Annotated in this window: 15 protein-coding genes; 14 read left to right on the forward strand and 1 reads right to left on the reverse strand. The window is 36.0% G+C overall.

Translation table 11 applies throughout. The annotated features are described in order from the left end of the window. Positions 1–13 precede the first annotated feature (13 nt). The 6 genes from A5819_RS08870 to A5819_RS08895 all read left to right on the forward strand — a co-directional run bounded on the left by A5819_RS08870 (position 14) and on the right by A5819_RS08895 (position 7,900). Complete coding sequence (locus A5819_RS08870; protein WP_086278455.1) at positions 14–2,674, forward strand: sensor histidine kinase KdpD; 2,661 nt, start codon at positions 14–16, stop codon at positions 2,672–2,674. Further along, positions 2,674–3,360 (forward strand): response regulator transcription factor, encoded by a 687-nt coding sequence (locus A5819_RS08875; protein WP_086278456.1) that lies wholly within the window; start codon positions 2,674–2,676, stop codon positions 3,358–3,360. Before A5819_RS08870 ends, A5819_RS08875 begins: the two co-directional genes overlap by 1 nt. A gap of 119 nt (positions 3,361–3,479) precedes the next feature. Continuing rightward, positions 3,480–4,601 (forward strand): glycerate kinase, encoded by a 1,122-nt coding sequence (locus A5819_RS08880; protein ID WP_086278457.1) that lies wholly within the window; start codon positions 3,480–3,482, stop codon positions 4,599–4,601. A gap of 263 nt (positions 4,602–4,864) precedes the next feature. Then, complete coding sequence (locus A5819_RS08885) at positions 4,865–5,545, forward strand: ABC transporter ATP-binding protein (RefSeq protein WP_086278458.1); 681 nt, start codon at positions 4,865–4,867, stop codon at positions 5,543–5,545. Then, a complete protein-coding gene (locus A5819_RS08890; protein ID WP_086278459.1) occupies positions 5,546–6,829 on the forward strand; it encodes an ABC transporter permease in 1,284 nt (427 codons plus the stop codon). 129 nt (positions 6,830–6,958) lie between these two features. Beyond that, positions 6,959–7,900, forward strand: coding sequence for an NADP-dependent oxidoreductase (locus A5819_RS08895; protein WP_086278460.1), 942 nt, complete (start codon positions 6,959–6,961; stop codon positions 7,898–7,900). Positions 7,901–7,942: 42 nt separating this feature from the next. Here A5819_RS08895 and A5819_RS08900 read toward each other — a convergent pair whose 3' ends face one another. Next, complete coding sequence (locus tag A5819_RS08900) at positions 7,943–8,242, reverse strand: helix-turn-helix transcriptional regulator (RefSeq protein WP_254907247.1); 300 nt, start codon at positions 8,240–8,242, stop codon at positions 7,943–7,945. Positions 8,243–8,357: 115 nt separating this feature from the next. On the opposite strand from A5819_RS08900, the gene A5819_RS08905 reads away from it, so the two are divergent. The 8 genes from A5819_RS08905 (at position 8,358) to A5819_RS18945 (ending at position 19,347) form a co-directional block, all read left to right on the forward strand. Then, a complete protein-coding gene (locus tag A5819_RS08905; RefSeq protein ID WP_086278462.1) occupies positions 8,358–8,996 on the forward strand; it encodes a nitroreductase family protein in 639 nt (212 codons plus the stop codon). A 13-nt stretch (positions 8,997–9,009) separates the two neighbouring features. Continuing rightward, positions 9,010–9,375, forward strand: a complete 366-nt coding sequence (locus tag A5819_RS08910) for a DUF1304 domain-containing protein (protein ID WP_086278463.1) — start codon at positions 9,010–9,012, stop codon at positions 9,373–9,375. A 164-nt stretch (positions 9,376–9,539) separates the two neighbouring features. Further along, a complete protein-coding gene (locus A5819_RS08915; protein ID WP_086278464.1) occupies positions 9,540–10,136 on the forward strand; it encodes a nitroreductase family protein in 597 nt (198 codons plus the stop codon). A gap of 25 nt (positions 10,137–10,161) precedes the next feature. Then, positions 10,162–11,007, forward strand: coding sequence for a VOC family protein (locus tag A5819_RS08920; RefSeq protein ID WP_086278465.1), 846 nt, complete (start codon positions 10,162–10,164; stop codon positions 11,005–11,007). A 1,024-nt stretch (positions 11,008–12,031) separates the two neighbouring features. Next, positions 12,032–14,674 (forward strand): cation-translocating P-type ATPase, encoded by a 2,643-nt coding sequence (locus A5819_RS08925; protein WP_086278466.1) that lies wholly within the window; start codon positions 12,032–12,034, stop codon positions 14,672–14,674. A 496-nt stretch (positions 14,675–15,170) separates the two neighbouring features. Further along, the gene (locus A5819_RS08930; RefSeq protein WP_086278467.1) at positions 15,171–16,190 is read left to right on the forward strand and encodes a linear amide C-N hydrolase; all 1,020 of its coding nucleotides are present in this window, start codon (positions 15,171–15,173) and stop codon (positions 16,188–16,190) included. Between the two features lie 363 nt (positions 16,191–16,553). Further along, the gene (locus tag A5819_RS08940) at positions 16,554–18,797 is read left to right on the forward strand and encodes an excinuclease ABC subunit UvrA (RefSeq protein ID WP_086278469.1); all 2,244 of its coding nucleotides are present in this window, start codon (positions 16,554–16,556) and stop codon (positions 18,795–18,797) included. A gap of 346 nt (positions 18,798–19,143) precedes the next feature. Beyond that, the gene (locus A5819_RS18945; protein ID WP_139843291.1) at positions 19,144–19,347 is read left to right on the forward strand and encodes a hypothetical protein; all 204 of its coding nucleotides are present in this window, start codon (positions 19,144–19,146) and stop codon (positions 19,345–19,347) included. Positions 19,348–19,350 lie beyond the last annotated feature (3 nt).

Raw genomic sequence — 19,350 nt, forward strand, 5'->3', positions numbered from 1 at the left:
GGTGGCATAAAAAGTGGAAGAGCAACGTTTAGATCCGGAACACTTATTAGAAAAATGGAAGAAAAACGAACAAAGCCTGAGGTCTGGTCGACTGAAGGTTTTCTTCGGTTATGCAGCTGGCGTAGGGAAAACTTACGCTATGTTAAAAGAAGCCCATGAACAACAAGGAGAAGGTAAAACTGTTTTAGTTGGCTATGTAGAACCACATGCCCGTCCAGAAACAGAAGCATTAGTAGCCGGTTTGCCTGCTTTAGCAATAAAAGAGTATGACTATAAAGGGATCACGATCAATGAATTCGATGTAGATGCTGCTTTACAAGCTAAACCAGATATTATTTTGGTTGATGAATTAGCGCATACAAATGCGATCGGTACTAGGAATAAAAAAAGATACCAAGATATTGAAGAATTGTTGAAAGCGGGGATCGACGTTTATACAACGGTCAATGTCCAGCATATTGAAAGCTTGAACGACGTAGTTGAACAAGTTACGGGTGTTCATATTTCCGAAACCGTACCAGACACTTTTTTTGAAACAAGTTCATTAAAAGTCGTCGATATTGAAACAGAAGAGCTGTTGGAACGCCTGAAACAAGGGAAAATCTACCACTCAGAAAATGCCAAAAAAGCAATGGCTAATTTTTTCAAAACAGATAATTTAACCTTATTACGGGGGTTGGCGATTCGTAAAGCTTCAGATCACATCAATACAAGTAACCAGCAGGAAACACAAAAAAATACAGGTATCCATTCTAAATTACTGACGATTATTGATGAAACGAATCCTGATATGACAAAAAAATGCCTCCGCTGGACCGCTCGTTTGGCACAAGCATTAGGGACCGAATGGATTGCATTGGAAATTTTGGAAGATATGTCTGAGCATTCAGAATCAGATAATTCAAAATTAGCTGTAAAACTTGGTGGTGAAGTGATCACCTTAGAAAGTGATAATCAAAGAGAAACGATCATTCAATATGTGCAGATGCGTGGTGTTACCGATTTGGTAATGGGAAAAGCCATCAAGCGTTCCCGTTTTATTCGTCTGTATCGTCCAGATTTAGAAGATGAATTAGTCGGTTTTATTCCAGAGGTCGATATTCATTTAGTTCCCTATCAGTCTGATAAATACTTATTAAATAAGTATGCTGCCAAGAAAAAGAACCTCCAAAGTATTTTTACCTGGAAAGACTTTTATATGACGATCGGATTGCTAGTAATTGCAACGTTGTTATCTGAATTAGGTTCTTATTTTCACATCGGAGATCAAAATTTGATCTTGATCTACATTCTTTTTGTGTTGCTGGTAGCACGAATAACCACAGGCTATTTGTGGGCGGCGTTGGCCTCGATTGCTAGTGTTTTGATGTTCAACTGGTTTTTTGTTGAGCCACTATATTCCTTAACCGTTTATAAACAAGGGTATCCAGTGACGTTGATTTTCATGCTTTTAGTGGCATTATTAGTTAGTAACTTGATGATGCAAATCAAAAAACAAGCTTTTTACGCAATGAAACGTGAACATCAACTAGAAATTTTATATGAACTCAACAAGAAATACCTTGTTACTCACGATCAAAAAGAAATTTTAGCGACAACCGCTGACTATTTATCGAATATGTTGGATAGAGAAGTTGTTTTATATGGGGAATATGAGCTAAAAAATCCAACTGGTGCACCAATTAAAGGACCTTTGAGAAGTTTGGAGGAATTGGCGGTTGCTAACTGGGTATTTGTCAATCAAAAACAGGCAGGTTATGGAACAGATACATTAATGGGTGCCAAAGCACTCTATTTACCCGTGTTATCAAATGGAATCACCTTAGCAGTTATTGGCATCGAAAAAAATAAAGAAAATCCAATCACAGATGAAATAATCAGCTTTTTAGAACTGATTTCTACGCAACTAGCTTTAGCTATCGAACAGAACAAACTAACCTCAGAACGGCAGCAAATTTTATTCGAAAATGAAAAAGAACGGATGCGTGGTAATTTATTACGGGCGATTTCTCATGACTTACGAACACCGCTTACTGGAATTTCCGGTTCTGTAGAAACGATTTTAGATGACAGCGATACGAGTAAACTCCCAGAAGAAACGAAGCGGAAACTACTTGTCGGAATCAAAGAAGATGCAGATTGGCTGATCCGCATGGTCGAAAACTTATTGTCGATTACACGGATCAATGAAGAAACGATGAAAGTTGCCAAAAGTAAAGAAGCCGCGGAAGAAGTCGTTGCTTCAGCGATTCAGCGGATCAGAAAAAGTTATCCAGACAGTGAAATCATCGTAACGTTACCAGATGAATTTGTTTTAGTTTCAATGGATTCTATTTTGATCGAACAAGTTTTGTTTAATTTGATGGAAAACGCGATTCGCCATTCAGACACTCACACTTCAATTCATGTTTCAGTTTCATTATCCGAAAAAGAGATCATCTTTGAAGTAGCGGATCAAGGGAAAGGTTTAACCGCAGAACAAATCAAGGTATTATATAATGGGATGGCGAAACAAAGTGCGCCAGTGGACTCTAAAAGTGGAATGGGCATCGGATTATCGATTGTTAAAACGATCATTATGGCGCATGATGGTACCCTTAATGCGGCCAACAAACCGCAAGGCGGCGCAATTTTCACCTTTACTTTACCGCTTGAGAGAAAGGAGCAAAAATAATGGCCACGATTTTGATTATTGAAGACGATGATGTGATTGCTGAATTTATTGGTGCTGTTTTAGAAAAAGAAAAACACACGATTCATTTAGCGCATTCTGCGTTAGAAGGTCTATCGACATTTCGGATGTGGTCAATGGATCTGATTTTATTAGACCTAGGGTTGCCTGATCAAGATGGAATCGAAGTCTTGAAAAAAATTCGGGAAACATCTCCTATACCGATCATTATTATCTCCGCTCGTGATCATGAAAATAACAAAGTCGAAGCGTTGGATCTAGGTGCGGATGACTACATTACCAAACCTTTTGGTACGCCAGAATTACTTGCTAGGATCAGAACAGCGTTAAGACATGCCAGTAATAATATTAATGCTCCAGCAGAAATAAAAAAAATCATCAATGGTGAGTTATGCATCGATATTGAACATCATACCGTTACTAAGCAAGGAAAAGTGATCCACCTAACGCCAAATGAATACAAAATCATCCAAGTACTCGGTGAAAATATTGGAAAAGTACTGACACACACGTCTATTTCGCAAAAAGTTTGGGGACCTTATAGTAATGAGAGTCAAACCTTACGAGTCAATATGTCGAATATTCGCAAAAAAATCGAAGATAATCCAGTTGAACCAGAATATATTTTGACAGAGATCGGGATCGGTTATCGAATGTTGGAAAAATAGAGTAAAACAGGCTAAGATAAAAACAGAAATGTTTTGTCCTAGTCTGTTTTGTTCCGCTACAGCTAAGAAAATTGATGGTAAAATAAAGAGAAGAAACGTATACAAAAGGTGGGCTGAAGATGAAGGTTGTAACAGCGATTGATTCTATGAAAGGATCAATGTCCAGTATTGAAGCGAATCAAATCATTACGGACCTATTTACTGAAAGAGGACACGAAGTCAAAGCCGTCGCGATTGCTGATGGTGGTGAAGGAACCGTTTCAGCCGTTGTGAAAAATGGTAATGGACAAAAAGTAACAGTTCCCGTTCAAGCGTTAAACGGAAAAATAGTGAATGTTGATTTTGGCTGGTTTGATTCAAAAAAATTAGCTGTGATTGAATCAGCTGCAGCTTCTGGTATTCAGTATTTAGATGGGACTGAAAAGACTCATCCGGCAAATACCTCTTCATATGGGACTGGAGAACTGATTTTGGCAGCGGTTGGTCACGGAGCTCAAACGATTGTGATTGGGTTAGGCGGAACAGGAACTGTTGATGGCGGACTTGGTTTGCTTAGTGCCTTAGGTATTGAATTTTTTGACCATGAAAACCAGCTGTTGTCAGCTAATGGTGGTAGCCTGGGGAAAATCGCTCATTATTCGACGCACCGTTTAGATCCATGTCTAGCAGATATTACGTTTTTGATTGCTTCTGATGTGGAGAGTCCTTTACTTGGTCCATCAGGCGCTGTCTACATGTTTGGGCAGCAAAAAGGATTAACTAAGGATGAATTGTCCAACTACGAAGGCAATATGAAACATTATCAAAAAGTAGTAAGTGGAATAGATGCTTCTTTTGTGGGAGATGGTGCAGCGGGCGGACTTGGCTTTGCTATCAGAGTCTTTTTAAAAGGAACTATTCGTTCTGGGTTTGAATTTATTTCGGAACAAACCAATTTAGAAACAGCGATTGAACAAGCTGATTTAGTCATTACTGGTGAAGGTCAGTTGGATGATCAAAGCCTTCAGGGAAAGGTACCTGTTGGAATTGGGCGGATCGCTCAAAAATACAATGTACCAGTGATCGCTTTCGTAGGTAGTTTTACTGGGGAGCAAAAACGATTTAGTGAGGAAGGTGTTTCGGTGATCATCCCAATCATTGATCGTATTACGACACTGGCTGAAGCGATGGATGAGGCCAAATCAAACTTGCATAAAGCAGCAATTCGAACCTTAACTTTATTGATGTTGCTGAAGAACTGAGGTATCCTATGTGAATTTATGCTCAGTTGCTTGTTATAAAAAGTATTGTAAAACAATGTTTGTTAGCGCTAACAGCTGATGGATGTTGTTTTTTTATCAAACTTAAGTCCGTAAAATATAGGTCTTAGGTACCATGACAAGAGGGAGTAATTACCGCAAAATGATAAGAGAAAGAAGCAGGAAGGAGTAAATGAAAATAGGGGAAACTGGTTTGGGAAAAAATAATGTAATCAAACAATGATAGAATCAATGGAGGGGAAAACATGTCTGTAATTGAAGCAAGAAATATCAAGAAAAGCTATGGCCGTAATGAATCAAAGTTTGATGCATTAAAAGGTGTGGATCTAAAAGTAGAAGAAGGTGAATCGGTTGCGATCATCGGGAAAAGTGGATCAGGAAAATCAACATTTATGCATATTTTAGCATTGTTAGATAAACCATCATCAGGTGAAATTTTATTAAATGATCAAGATGTAACGAGTATCAGTAAAAAAGAGTTAGATAAAACAAGAAATAAACAATTTGGATTTGTGTTTCAGCAATTTTTCATGAATTCTAAAGATACAGTCTTAAATAATGTTATGTTACCGTTAAAAATCGGCGGTATTTCAAATAGTAAACGTAAAGAAATGGCACTTGAAGCACTGAGAGCCGTTGAATTAGATGACAAAGTCAATAATAAAGCCAACAACCTATCTGGTGGCCAAAAACAACGAGTTTGTATTGCACGTGCTTTAGTTAATAATCCTAAAATCATTTTTGCAGATGAACCTACAGGAAACCTAGATTCGACGACAGGTGATAAGATCGAGCAGCTACTATTTGACTTGAACAAAGAAAAAGGAATCACTCTGATTATTGTCACGCATGATCCAGAACTTGCTGCGCGTTGTGATCGACAAATCCATGTTCGCGACGGATTAATTGTGGGAGGGAACGAATAAATGAAATTTAGTGATATTTTAAAATCAGCTAGTTCAAATTTAATGCGTAACAAAGGGCGGACGATTCTAACGATCGTAGCCATCTTTATAGGAGCATTTACAATTTCACTGACAACCGGAGTCAATATTGGGGTCAATGATTACATCGATAAACAAGTTGGTAGTGTCGGTGGTCAAAATCAAATCATGATCCAACCAAAAATGAGTGGGAGCACTGGTGAAGAAGGCGAACCACAGAAATATGATGGGGACAAAAAAACAAGTTCTATGCAGCAACAAGAAGCTTTAGATAGCAAAGATCTTGAAAAAATTAAAGAAATCAAAGGAATCAAAAATGCGGAAGCAATGAAATCTGTTTCAACAAGTTATATTTCAGGAAAGAACGATGAAAAATTTGTCTTTTCAGGAATGCCGATGGTAGAAGAATTGAGTGTAGATTTGGAAGCAGGTAAAGCGGCAGATCAAAATAGTTCAGAGTTTCAAATCAATTTAGCGCCAGAATATGTGAAATCTTTAGGCTATAAATCAAGTGAAGAAGCAATTGGGAAAACCGTTAAAATTGCAGCCCCCTCAGCCGCTACTGGAGAAGAAAAAGTAGTAGAAGCTACCATCGTTGGTGTCCGTAATACAAGCTTGATCCAAGGCGGGATGTCGTTAATGAACCGTTCTCTTGCTGATGAAATCTCAAAAATCAACGAAGAAGGATTACCAGAAGCGATGAAAGGACAATACGGTCTGATCATGGGTGAAATGAGTAAAGATGTAACCAAAACAGAAATCGCAGATGTGAAAGAACGCTTAGATAAAGTAGGCTATATGGGACAAACAGTTGAAGACCAGATTGGTATGATCAGAAACGTGATCAATGCAATCACAGGTGTTCTAACGATGTTTGGTGCGATTGCCTTATTAGCGGCAAGCTTCGGGATCATCAATACATTATATATGTCAGTGCAAGAACGTACTAGAGAAATCGGTTTGATGAAAGCCATGGGACTTAGCAGTGGAAAAGTCTTTACGATTTTCAGTGTAGAAGCGGCATTGATTGGATTTTTAGGTTCTTTATTAGGAATTTTAGGAGCAGTCGGAGCAGGTGCATTGATCAATCAAATCGCAGCTGATTCCTTCTTAAAATCATTAACAGGCTTTACCTTGATTCAATTTTCAGCATCATCATCTGCTGTGATTATTCTAGTAATCATGGGAATTGCCTTCCTTGCAGGAACACTGCCAGCAAGAAGAGCAGCGAAACTAGATCCAATTGAATCATTACGTTATGAATAAGTAGTAAATATGGATAAGAACAAAGCGGTCAGCGTTTTGTTCTTATTTTTTGTAAGCATATTTTTTACCTAAATAAAAAATAAAGAGTATACTGAGTTCACATTTAAGCAAAACGGAGGAACCCTAAACATGAAAGCAGTAGTCATCAATCAATATGGTGGTAAAGAAGAATTAGTTGAGCAAGATGTAACATTACCTGAATTAAAAGAAAACCAAGTCCTTGTCAAAGAACAGGCAACATCGATCAATCCAATCGACTGGAAATTAAGAGAAGGATATTTGAAACAAATGTTTGACTGGCCGTTTCCAATTATTTTAGGCTGGGATGTGGCAGGCGTAATCACCGAAGTGGGCAGCTCAGTGACTGACTGGAAAGTGGGCGATAAAGTATTTGCTCGTCCTGAAACAACCCGTTTTGGCACGTATGCAGAAGAAACGATCGTGGATGAAAATCTATTAGCGAAAATTCCAGAGAATATTAGTTTCGAAGAAGCCGCAGCTGTTCCTTTAGCTGGATTAACGGCATTACAAGCACTTTTTGATCATGGAAAACTTCAAAGTGGCGGAAAAGTTTTGATTCATGCAGGAGCTGGTGGTGTTGGTACGTATGCAATCCAATTAGCAAAACAAGCGGGAGCTTATGTCATTACGACGGCCAGTGAGAAAAATCATGATCTATTAGAAAAATTAGGGGCAGATGAAATCATCGATTATCATACAACCAATTTTGCTGAAGTGCTGACAGATATCGATTTAGTCTTTGATACGATGGGTGGCGATATCCAAAAATCAAGTTTTTCTGTACTAAAACCAAATACAGGACGTTTGATTTCAATCGTTGGCATCGCAGATGAAGCGTTGGCTAAAGAAAAAAATATCCATGCCGAAAGCATTTGGCTTCAAACAAATGGCAAACAGCTTCAAGAAATTGCTGATTTAATGGCTTCAGGTAAAGTAATTTCAGTGATTGGCGAAGTTTTCCCATTTTCTAGACAAGGGGTTTATGATGCACATGCATTGAGTGAAACCCATCATGCCGTTGGGAAAATCATTGTAAAACTGGCTGACTAAACAAATAAACCATCCTCAATCTATATGTGTATTGAGGATGGTTTATTTCGTTGTTTTTCCTGCTCTAAAGCGAACTAGTTCTAGTAATCCTGGTAATTCTTGCTGGATATAATCTTGATTTAAAACATAGGTTTTAGTCGTGCCAATTTTGATTTCCTGAATCAGTTGAGCGTCTTTGAGTAATTTTATGTGATGAGATAAGGTGGATTTTACAATATTGTATTTTTCTGACGTTATTCGTTTTTCACCATCAATCAGTAAACAAGTAACAATGTTTAAACGGATCGGATCACTAATTGCTTGTAACGCTTGAAGAACAAGATCATTGTTATCAGTAGTCATTTTATTTTTCATAAACAGATTATAACATAAACTTTCTACTTTACATATTACTTAGAGAGTGCTATATTTTAAATGTTCGAAAATAATCGAACGAACGAGAGGAAAGAGGGATATAATGGAAAACATATATATAGAAAATAATTTTGATACGATTATGAAAGGCAGAAAATCAATTCGTAACTACGATCCGACAGTTAAAATCAGTCGTGAAGAAATGGAACAAATCATCAACGATACAGTAAAAGCACCCTCTTCAGTGAACATGCAACCTTGGCGCTTTGTTGTTGTTGAAAGTGATGCAGGAAAAGAAATCTTAGCTCCTTTGGTTCGTTTTAATAAAGTGCAAAATGAAACATCTGCTGCCATGATCGTTATTTTTGGTGATTTAAATAGTTTTGAACATGCAGAGAAAATCTACGGGACAGCGGTTGAACAAGAGCTGATGCCTCAAGAAGTCAAAGAACGTCAATTAGAAGTCTTAAGTCCATTATTTGAACAAATGTCGACAGAAGATAAAAAAGAAATGGCAACGATTGATGGTGCATTAGCTGCAATGAATTTAATGTTAGTAGCAAGAGCATATGGTTATGATACAAATCCAATCGGCGGTTTTGAGCGCGAACACATTGCTGAAGCATTAGATATGGATAAAGAACGTTATTATCCAGTAATGATCGTTTCAATCGGTAAAGCCAATGAAGAAGGCTACCCATCTTATCGCTTACCAGCAACTGATATCACAACTTGGAAATAGGAGGAGCAACTCGATGCATATTATTCCCTTAGCGTTAGCTGTGATCGTTGCACTTGAGCATTATTACATTTTATATTTAGAAATGTTCCAAACAACTTCTCCTACAGCACAACGTAGTTTTGGCTTAGATAAAGAATTTTTGGATGATCCTAGAGTACAGACCTTATTCAAAAATCAAGGACTATATAATGGCTTTTTAGCGACAGGAATTTTATGGGGTGCATTTTTTGCAGCTAATAGTTGGAGTGTCGTGACATTCTTTATTCTTTGTGTGGTTGTTGCAGCAGTTTATGGGGGTCTGACTTCCTCTAGATCAATTTTGATAAAACAAGGGTTGCCAGCAATTATTACATTCATTACACTTTTGATTTTTAAATAACCAGAGAAAAGGTTAAGGCGAGAAATCTCTTGTCTTAGGCTTTTTTCTTTTATTTTGAAAAAAACTTATAAAAAGTAAGTAAAATCTCTTTACTTACTTTTAGTAAGGTTGTATACTGTGAAAGTAATCTAAAAATTAATTGAAAAAGAAAAGGAGCAATACACATGACAGAATTTATTCAAGCTTTAAAAAAACGCCGTTCAATCTACTCTTTAGGAGATAACTTACCACAATCACACGAAGAAATCACAGCTTTCGTGAAAGAAATCGTTAGAGAAAGTCCTACATCTTTCAACTCACAAACACAACGAGTGGTTTTCTTATTCGACGATGCCCATAAAAAATTATGGTCAATGACAGAAGAAGCCTTGAAACCTTTGACACCTGCAGAAGCTTTCCCAAATACACAAGCGAAATTACAAAGTTTTGCAGCTGGAACGGGAACATTACTTTTCTTTGAAGATATGGATATCGTGAAAAATTTACAAGAACAATTTGAATTATATGCGGATAACTTCCCAGTATGGTCAGAACAAGCAAGTGGTTTGACTCAAGCAAACGTTTGGACTGCATTAGCTCAAAAAAATATCGGTGCTAACTTACAACATTACAACCCAGTAATCGATGAAGCTGTAGCAAAAGAATGGTCTATTCCAAGCAACTGGAAATTAAGAGCACAACTTGTTTTTGGTTCGATCGAAGCTGAAGCTGGCGAAAAAGAATACATGGAAGATAGCGCGCGTTTCTTAGAATTTAACTAATTACGAGCAAATGGAGGAGAAAAGTATGGTGTATGCATTACCGAAAACAACGATCGTAAAACAAGTGAAATTGAACGTTGGAAATCTAGAAGCAATGATAGACTTTTATACGCAGATGATTGGACTTGTTTTACTGAAAAAAGAAGGAAAGACAGCCTTCTTAGGTGCACAAGATGCTTCTGAATCCATTGTGGTTTTAGAAGAACATGTTGATCCTGTGGTGAATAACAAAACGACAGGATTGTATCATACTGCTTTTCTCTTACCTTCTCGTAAAGATTTAGGCAATAGTCTTTTATGGCTGATGCAAAATAATATTGAAATTGGTGCTGCTGATCATGGCTATAGTGAAGCCATTTATCTGACTGACCCAGAAGGCAATGGTATCGAAATCTATCGAGATAAACCAATGACTGAATGGGATATTCAGGCTGATGGAGAAATTATTGGTGTGACGGAAGAGTTGGATGCCGACGGTGTCGTTGCAGCCTCTGATGGTCAATGGTTAGGGATGGCACTAGGATCAAAAATTGGACATGTCCATTTACAAGTAGCGGACTTAGATGAGACCGAGAAATTCTATGAACAGCTTGGGTTTTCTTTGAAGTCTAATTTTGGTGGTAGAGCTAAATTCTTTGCCGCAGGATTGTACCATCATCATATTGGGACAAATACTTGGAATGGTCGAAATATAGCCTTGATTGGTGAAAATCAGTTAGGTTTGGCTTGGTATTCGTTTCAATTACCGTCTAAAGAGGAGTTTGAGTTATTTGTTAACTACCTAGATGAGACGTCGATTGAATATGTAAATGAGAATGACCAAATAACCATTCAAGATCCAAACGGGATGCAAATCAAGTTTGGGTGTTGAGTTGGAAAAGTTAACTTCTTGAGGGAGGTTGACTTTTTTTTGTTTTAGAGAACTAGCACTTTTGGTTAGGAATAATGGGGAGTTGAGAAGAAATTGTTTTTTGGTAGAAAAAGAGAAACTAAGAATAATATAATAATTGAGCTGGACTCTTTTGGGTAACTTGACATTAATCAATCAACCAAAGATTGAAAGACAAATTGATTAGAAAATAATCTTTGAACACTAGGTAAAGAAATGGATCAAAACGGAATAGTTTGATAGCGTATGACGATTATTAGAAATAGTTAGAGTTGGAACTAATATTTTTTCAGTGACAATTTTGACTGTAAGTTAAATATAAACTATAAGAGCTGTTAGATTATTGTTGAATTTTAAACATATGAAAATCATGATGTTTTTTTATATGTTCTGAAAAGCTACATAACTATAAAATTAAATAGAATGTTTCCAGAAAATAAATCGCTAACAAGTAATAATGTTATTATCAAAAAAATACTATAATAGCATCGTAAAAATATTTTTTAGTTGATAAGGATTATTTGTACTATAACTAAAGACTTGTTTAATGCCTTCTTTTATATAATTAGAAAGATGTTGTCTGTTTGTTACAACAATATCAGCTAAATTGATTGGAGAAAAGGGCAGGTCGATAACTAAAACTAAAATGTTCTTTCTATTGTTTTAAAAAGAGGGATGTATACATTATCTTCTTGATTAACCTTTTATCTGCAAATAGTGTATGTGTCAAGTTAAAAACTTGAGTTGACTAAAGTGTAAATAAGTTAAAAATATTGTGTAATTTTCGATTTTTTGTTATTATTAAAAACATCAAATTTATACTCTTAGGGGAGTAGCTGACGGCTGTTTGACAGCTGTGATAATATCAACAGTAAGTTAATTGAGAAGTCAATTTTCTGGTATTATATTAAACGGTAAGACCTAAGATAATCATTCGATTCGTTAGAATGATTATCTTAGGTCTTTTTATTTGAGGCTAGACATATTTGGAAGTGGAGGAATTGTATTGTTAGAAAAAACATATTATCAAGAATCAATCGAACAACTGATCAAATTATTTGATTCAAATAAAGAAGGTCTTTGTAATGAGCAAGCAAGAAAAATACTGGAAACGAACGGTTATAATGAATTAAAAGGAAGAAAACAAGTACCAGTTTGGAAACTATTTTTAGAAACGTTCAAAGATGTGATGGTTGTTGTACTTTTGCTTGTGGCAATGGTACAGATGCTTTTGGGCTCTATAGTCGAGTCGTTCGTTATTTTAGCTGTTTTAATCATCAACTCAATTGTGAGTGTAGTTCAAACAAAAAAGGCAGAGGACTCTCTCAATGCATTGAAAAAGCTATCGTCACCTTCTGCAAAAGTATTACGTGACAATAAAGCAATTATGATCCCAGCAAGAGAAGTAGTTGTTGGAGATATTGTTTTGTTAGATACGGGGGATTTTGTTCCAGCAGATGGTCGTTTATTAGAAGAGAGTAGTTTAAAAATAGATGAAGGAATGCTGACCGGTGAGTCTGTTCCAACCGAAAAAAAAGTAACTATATTACATAAAACGGCTCAAGTTGGGGATCGTATTAATATGGTTTTTAGTGGGACACTTGTCGTATATGGTCGCGGTAAATTTTTAGTTACAAATATAGGAACAACCACTGAAATTGGAAAAGTTGCCGATCTATTAAATAATGCCACCTCTAATGCAACACCACTACAGCGTAACCTAGATCATTTTTCAAAAAAATTAGGTATTGCGATTTTATTTCTATCAGTAATGATTTTTGGTATTCAAACAGCTCGTATTTTTATTGAAGGATCAACTGATATTTGGCCAAGTGTGATTAATGCATTTATGTTTGCCGTCGCTGTCGCTGTCGCTGCAATTCCAGAAGCATTGCAATCAATTGTAACGATTGTATTGTCATTAGGAACTAATCGGATGGCGAAAGAGCATGCGATTATCAGAAAACTTTCAGCAGTAGAAACTCTGGGGTCTACTAGTATTATATGTACGGATAAAACAGGAACATTAACTCAAAATAAAATGACAGTAGTGAAAGCATATTTATTTAACGAAAAAAATATGGATATTGAAGAATTTTTGACTGAGGATAAACGTTTGTTGCTTAACACGGCGATTCTTACGAACGATGCCTCAATTAATGAAGCAGGTAGGAAAATAGGTGATCCTACAGAGATTGCTCTTATTGATTTTGCGGAAAAATTGGCGATTGATCCAACTGATATTAGACAAGCTTATCCTCGATTAGCAGAATTGCCCTTCGATTCAGATCGCAAAATGATGTCTACAGTTCATGAGATTAACGGACAAAAAATGTTATTAGTCAAGGGTGCGCCAGACGTGATCATATCGTTAAGTACACGGTATTTAAATAGTAATCAAGAGCATAAACTGGATAGGAGTTCACTTGAAACATTAACTACAAAAATTGAGGAATTTTCTAAAGAAGCATTACGTGTTCTAGCTTTTGCCTATAAACCGGTAAATACTGAACAAGTTACACTAGATGACGAAACAGATTTTACTTTCATTGGCTTATTAGCAATGATTGATCCGCCACGTGATGAAGTTTTCGATGCAATTAAACAAGCAAAAAGTGCCGGAATTAAATCGATAATGATTACTGGGGACCATAAAACGACAGCTCGTGCGATTGCAGAAAATATTGGTTTGTATGAAAAGGGTGATTTGGCACTAACGGGAGCGGAATTAGATGAATTAAGTGAAGAAGAATTGAGTGAACAACTGGAAAAGGTTTCTGTTTACGCTCGCGTGTCACCAGAAAATAAAATTCGTATCGTTAGAGCTTGGCAGAATAAAGGCAATATTTCTGCTATGACAGGTGATGGTGTAAACGATGCACCAGCACTTAAGCAAGCAGATATTGGAATTGCGATGGGAACAGGAACCGAAGTCGCTAAAGATGCTGCTGCTATGGTATTAACTGATGATAACTTTGTTTCGATCGTTCGGGCGATAGCAGTTGGACGCCAAGTATTTGATAACATAAAAAAATCAGTCGCTTATCTTTTTGCGGGGAATTTAGGAGCAATCATCGCTATTGTTTTTGCTCTTGTTATGGATTGGAATAACCCGTTTACAGCACTGCAGTTATTATTTATCAATTTAGTTAATGACTCAGTTCCCGCGATTGCTTTAGGAACTGAGAAAGCTGAAAAAAATATAATGCATCGTAAGCCAAGGGATCCAAACGAAGGGATTTTTTCCGGTGAAACATTAATCTCTGTTACGTATCGCGGAATATTAATCGGGGGAGCTGTCATCATTGCACAATTTATAGGAATGCAGCAATCAATTGATTTGGGAGTAGCGATGGCCTTTTCAACACTTATTTTAGCTAGAACATTACAGATTTTCCCAGCAAGATCAAACAGTCAAACAGCAATTCTTCTAGGAATATTTAAGAATAAGGCAGTTAATTATGCAGTACTATTCTGTAGTTTGTTATATGGATGTACACTATTACCAGGTGTACGAAATATCTTTTCTATACCAGTAATATTTGGCTTAAAAGAGTTTGTAATTTCATTGGGGCTAGCAATAGCCGCAATAATTATAATGGAATGTTCAAAAGTAATTATTGTGGGGTTATTAAAGCGAAAACGCTGATTTCAGCAGAAAAAGTAAGAGGGAAGAAAAGTGAAAAAAGCCCATAATTACCTAGTAAGCAAATTTGAAATCAAGGAAGAATAAAGTTTCTGTTAATAAAAAGGCGCAGAAAAAATGATGTACTAGAGCGAGCACTTCCAATTTTAGTGTAGGAAAAAATAATTCTGCCAAAAAATGAATGAACAATAAAAGAAAGTTAGTAAAAAAGTTTACTCACTTTCTTTTTTTAGGTTTACAAGTATCAAACAAAAAATTAGAAATGCAAGCATAAGATGGCTAGTCTATAAGCAAGGACGATCATAATTATTGATAATTTATTCATTAAGCGAAATCAACAATAATGTGTATTAAGTTCTATTAAAATAAGTTATCTTCTTAGTTAGTTCACTGGTAACAGATAAAATAAACACAATCAACCATCAACTATACATAAATCACCTGATAATGCTAAAAAATGATATACTTATAATAGAACAATTAAGAAAGGGTGTAAAAAATGTGTACAAATATTACGTTAACTTCAACAAATAAAGATATTTTTTTTGGACGTACAATGGATTTAAATATGTCTATGTTTGGTGAAGACTCTGGAATTGACCTGAATGTGAAGCTAGTTTCTATACCAAAAAACATAACAATTGAGAGTCAATTAAAACCATGGAAGAGCAAATACACGGTATTAGGCGTATGTTCAAAGGACACGACTATTTTATACGATGGTATCAATGAGTATGGTCTTACAGGTGACTGTCAGGTATTGGTAGAGGCGACAAGGAGCAAAACTACGGAAATTGAAGCAAAGGGTAAGACTCCAGTTATGGGGGAAGAGTTTGTGACTTTTGTCTTAACAAATTTTAAAAATATTCAAGAGATTAGAAATTCATATGTAGATTTCATGTTGACAGATCAGCCTTTTATGTATGAGGGGGCTCCCTTACAGTTTCCGTTACACTATACGTTTATCGATACTACAGGGGATGGAATTGTGTTAGAGCCTGTAATGTCAGGTGGATTTAAATTATATGACTATATTGATGTAATGACCAATAGTCCAGAATATGATTACCACACTGTGAATATCAGAAATTACATTGGTCTTGAAAATGTAGGAGTATCTGAAAAAAAGATCAACAATACGACTACCCTCCAGCCTATTGAAAATGGAACAGGTTATGGATTATTAGGCATTCCAGGTGATTATACTTCTCCTTCTCGTTTTATTCGTAGCTTTTACTATAAAAATATGTTAGATACGTTTGAGTCAGATAAAGGTATAAATACTTTATACTCAATTTTCAGACCGCTCATTGTGCCAAGGGGATTAGAACATGCTAATAAAGAAGAGAAAATTACCGATTATACACGCTATTGGTCAGGCTATGATGTAACCAATCGAACAGTTTACATTCAAACGGGTGAAGGGTTAGCTATTACGTCTAAAGAACTTGATAATTCATCGACAGAGATTACTTACAGTGAGATTAAGTTGGATAATTATATCTATAAAACGCATTAATTAAAATGAGCAATTTTTAGTGTACTCGGCAGTTGCCGCATTCTTGATTAAATCAAGTAGCCCACTGGTCATTCGATCAGTAGGCTTTTCATGATAGGTGAAAATACAAAATAAAGAATAAGAAAAGCGAGCGTAGTATGAAATTTACGATCAAAAAGTCGCTTTTGGTAGAAAGAAAAATTATACAAATTATTTTTTTGCTTGGATTCAATTACTATGGGCATGGAGTGTCAAATGCTCAAATTAAAATAGTTATTTATTTAGGTTTCTTTTTTGAAGATAAAGAGTTTAGTCAGCAATCACATTTTTTTATTTGGCAGTTACTATGATAGACTACATTAAAAGTCGTTGGAGGTAATAAAATTGAAAAATAAGTATATTCAAATTTGTAATGCCACACAAAACAATTTGAAAAATGTATCCGTCAAAATTCCAAAACATCAGTTGACTGTCGTAACGGGTGTTTCGGGTTCGGGAAAATCATCTTTAGTATTTGACACATTAGCTGCGGAATCTCGTAGAGAATTAAATGATACATTTTCCAGTTATATTCAACACATGTTACCTAAGTATGGACGACCAACAGTTGAAAAAATTGAAAATTTACCAGTAGCTATTCCGATTGAACAAAAAAAATTATCTGCTAATTCGCGCTCAACCGTCGGAACGTATACAGAAATCTATACCTTTTTGAGACTACTTTTTTCTAGAGTCGGAAAGCCATTTATTGGGTATTCAGATTCATTTTCATTTAATCACCCAGATGGTAAATGCCCTATCTGTGATGGTTTAGGGTATGTAACGGAAATGGATATTCATAAGTTGATTGACTTTAATAAGTCATTAAATGAAAGTCCGATTGACTTTCCAACATTTGGTTTTGATGCTTGGCGCTGGAAACGATATGCGTATAGCGGATTATTTGACTTAGATAAGAAAATCAAGGATTATTCTCCAGAAGAATTAGAGTTGTTATTGAACGCCCCACAACAAAAGTTGAAAAATCCACCTGCACAATGGCCAAAAACTGCCTTATACGAAGGGATTATTCCCAGAATGAACCGTAGTATTTTGCATAAGGATGATGCTAAAAGACACAAAAAACAGATAGACTCTTTTGTTACGACTAAAATCTGCCCTGAATGTCGAGGCAATCGTGTTAACAGACGAGTGAGAAGTTGCAAAATTAATGGGAAAAGCATTGCAGACACAGTTCAATTATCTTTAGAAGAACTGGTTGAATTTATTGAAACGATTGACATTGATTTAGCACAAGAAATTAAAGAAGAGATTCTTAGCCGTTTACATGCGCTGATTAATATTGGATTGAACTATTTAACGTTGGGTCGATCGACTGGAAGTTTATCTGGTGGAGAAGCTCAAAGGATTCGAATCGCAAAACACATTACTAATGCCTTGAATGATGTATTGTATGTTTTGGATGAGCCGAGTGCTGGTTTGCATCCAAAGGATATTGATCGAATAAAAATGGCCTTGAGAATTTTAAGAGATAAAGGGAATACAGTTGTTTTAGTAGAGCATAATCCACAATTAATAGAAATTGCTGATTACATTATTGATGTAGGCCCGAAAGCTGGAGAAGCAGGCGGTGAAATTCAGTTCACTGGGTCTTATGCTGATTTTATGAAACAAGATACGGCTACAAGTATAGCCATAAGAAGTAAAGTTGCCTTAAAAACAAAAAATCGAGAACCAAAAGGTATGCTGGCAGTTAAGAACGTGACCGGTCATAATTTACAAGGTTTTTCAACCAATATCCCTTTACAAACGTTGACTGTTTTATGTGGTGTAGCTGGCTCAGGAAAATCATCTTTAGGGGAAGAAATTCTTCAAGCAGCAATTGAACAAGAGTTAGAAGTGGTTTCTATTTCTCAAAAGAGTATAGGTGTTAACTTACGATCAACACCTTTAACCTATTTGAATATTTTTGGGGACATTCGACAATTGTTCGCAGAGGAGAATAACGTTAGTCCAGCTTTGTTCAGTTATAATTCGCAAGGTGCTTGTCCTCATTGCAAAGGAAAAGGTGTAATTGTCTCAAATATGGCATTTATGGACGATGTTGTCACTACTTGTGAAAGTTGTCAAGGCACTCGTTATAAGCCGGAAGTTTTGTCGTACACTTATCGTAATAAAACGATTGTAAATATTTTAGACATGACGGTTACAGAAAGTCGCGATTTTTTCAACGATACTCCTTTTAAAAATAAATTGCAGACAATTGTTGAAGTAGGGTTGGGCTACTTGAGGCTTCATCAGTCTTTGTCAACTCTTTCAGGTGGAGAGTTACAGCGGTTGAAGTTAGCTAATCAATTATATAAAAAGGGTGCTTTGTATTTGCTAGATGAGCCTACTGACGGTTTACATCTAACAGATATTAACAATTTACTAAATTTATTTAATCAGTTAGTAGATAACGGGAATACTGTAGTCTTGTTAGAGCATCATTTAAGTGCAATAAGACAAGCAGATTGGTTGATTGAGTTAGGGCCTGAAGGCGGTACTAAAGGTGGTAAACTGATGTTTGAAGGTACGCCATTAGAACTAGCAAACTCAGGTGATAAGATTACAGGAATCTATCTTTGATAAAAGTATAAGATTAATAGAAAGACTATTAGCAGACAAGAATACTATCTTATTTAACTTCAAAACAGAGACAGCCTTTATAATGACAAATAATCTACGCGTTACTTAATACGTGGATGGCTCCTATACTAGAAATACGGACAAAATGTTCGCTATAATCTATTAAAGGAGCTTTTTATTATGCAGATAAAAAACACAGCAACAAGATATTTAAAAGAGTTTAGAGAATCAATGGTCTCATTGTCTCATTAAGTCAGACCGGTCAGTCAGTTAACTCATCATCGAAAGAATACACCATAAGTATCTCTCAACAAAAGAGCGAGAATTACTAAAAGAAAATAAACGATTGAAAAAAATGCTATTTAAAGCGATCGACGGTGTTTGTGGCAAAGAATTGGAGGCCAAAAGACGAGTATCTGTCTTACATGTCGTTTGTATCAATTTAGAAGTAATGCACGGCATTAAGCATAGTTTAACGGTTTTTAAAATCCCAAGAACCACCTATTATGAGTATTTAAACTGGACACCTAACAATCGAATTTTTAGATGACAA

The organism is Enterococcus sp. 7E2_DIV0204 (assembly GCF_002140855.1).
Taxonomy (GTDB): domain Bacteria; phylum Bacillota; class Bacilli; order Lactobacillales; family Enterococcaceae; genus Enterococcus_L; species Enterococcus_L lemimoniae.

Coding starts and splice junctions, on each gene's coding strand:
- A5819_RS08875 (WP_086278456.1), top strand. CDS start 2,674: ATGGCCACGATTTTGATTATTGAAGACGATGATGTGATTGCTGAATTT.
- A5819_RS08890 (WP_086278459.1), top strand. CDS start 5,546: ATGAAATTTAGTGATATTTTAAAATCAGCTAGTTCAAATTTAATGCGT.
- A5819_RS08905 (WP_086278462.1), top strand. CDS start 8,358: ATGGAAAACATATATATAGAAAATAATTTTGATACGATTATGAAAGGC.
- A5819_RS08920 (WP_086278465.1), top strand. CDS start 10,162: ATGGTGTATGCATTACCGAAAACAACGATCGTAAAACAAGTGAAATTG.
- A5819_RS08895 (WP_086278460.1), top strand. CDS start 6,959: ATGAAAGCAGTAGTCATCAATCAATATGGTGGTAAAGAAGAATTAGTT.
- A5819_RS08930 (WP_086278467.1), top strand. CDS start 15,171: ATGTGTACAAATATTACGTTAACTTCAACAAATAAAGATATTTTTTTT.
- A5819_RS08885 (WP_086278458.1), top strand. CDS start 4,865: ATGTCTGTAATTGAAGCAAGAAATATCAAGAAAAGCTATGGCCGTAAT.
- A5819_RS08900 (WP_254907247.1), bottom strand. CDS start 8,242: ATGACTACTGATAACAATGATCTTGTTCTTCAAGCGTTACAAGCAATT.
- A5819_RS08880 (WP_086278457.1), top strand. CDS start 3,480: ATGAAGGTTGTAACAGCGATTGATTCTATGAAAGGATCAATGTCCAGT.
- A5819_RS08915 (WP_086278464.1), top strand. CDS start 9,540: ATGACAGAATTTATTCAAGCTTTAAAAAAACGCCGTTCAATCTACTCT.
- A5819_RS08910 (WP_086278463.1), top strand. CDS start 9,010: ATGCATATTATTCCCTTAGCGTTAGCTGTGATCGTTGCACTTGAGCAT.